Genomic DNA, 950 nt, shown 5'->3' with positions numbered 1-950 from the left:
CTGCTCCACCCCGCGTTACCCGGTTTTTTGCCTTTGGCAAAAATACCGTTAAAGTGCGTYGACCTTTCGGCCATCCGGTCCGGTTTTTGCGAAGCAAAATACCGTTAGTTTCTGTGTTCTCTCGCCTGTCAGGAGAGTGTCCATGCGCATTATAGCAGATTTCTGCCGTAACACGAATAGGCCGCTTTGTGCGACCTTTCATCGTATCCGCTTGTTGGCGGTTTTGTGTGTTTGAGGTATCGATTGACGTTGCGCTTTGCAGACCTGGCAGCGACCTACTCTCCCGTGCCTTAAGACAAAGTACCATCGGCGCTGGGGCGTTTCACGGCCGTGTTCGGAATGGGAACGGGTGCAGCCACCCCGCCAGAACCACCAGGTCGGCAAAGCGCAACGTCAATCGATCGAGAAGCTGGGGGACTTCGTCCCTTTTCATTTTAAAGATTGATACGGCTCTCGTGGCACTAAACGAAGCGTTAGCTTCGCAAGGCCAGAGGCCGTCGCCCGACTTCAGGTTTTTGCTGTCAAGCAAAACACCATCGGGCGGCCCGTCCGGAGCGCGACTAGCGCGTCAGGACATATACTGTTCGTGCTTTCAGCACGAAGATGATCATTGATCAATGAGAACGATCAAGCCTATCGAGCTATTAGTACCGGTAAGCTCCACACCTTGCGGCGCTTCCACACCCGGCCTATCAACGTGGTCGTCTTCCACGGCTCTCAGGGAACACTCGTTTTCAGGTTGGTTTCCCGCTTAGATGCCTTCAGCGGTTATCCATTCCGTATATAGCTACTCTGCACTGCGGCTGGCGCCAYRACAGRTCCACCAGAGRTRYGTCCATCCCGGTCCTCTCGTACTAGGGACAGATCCTSTCAAKWTTCSTACACCCACGGCAGATAGGGACCRAACTGTCTCACGACGTTCTGAACCCAACTCACGTACCGCTTTAAAT

General features: G+C 53.7%; 2 rRNA genes. Both read right to left on the bottom strand.

The window, feature by feature from the left end:
- Window positions 1-262: 262 nt before the first annotated feature.
- Window positions 263-377 (bottom strand): 5S ribosomal RNA (gene rrf / locus AC1D0P_RS26100).
- A gap of 246 nt (window positions 378-623) precedes the next feature.
- Window positions 624-950 (bottom strand): 23S ribosomal RNA (locus AC1D0P_RS26095); the annotation flags it as partial.

This window comes from Polaromonas sp. P1_G2 (assembly GCF_056405515.1).
Note: the sequence above shows the minus strand (reverse complement) of the source record. Positions and strands in the feature narration are given on the sequence as shown.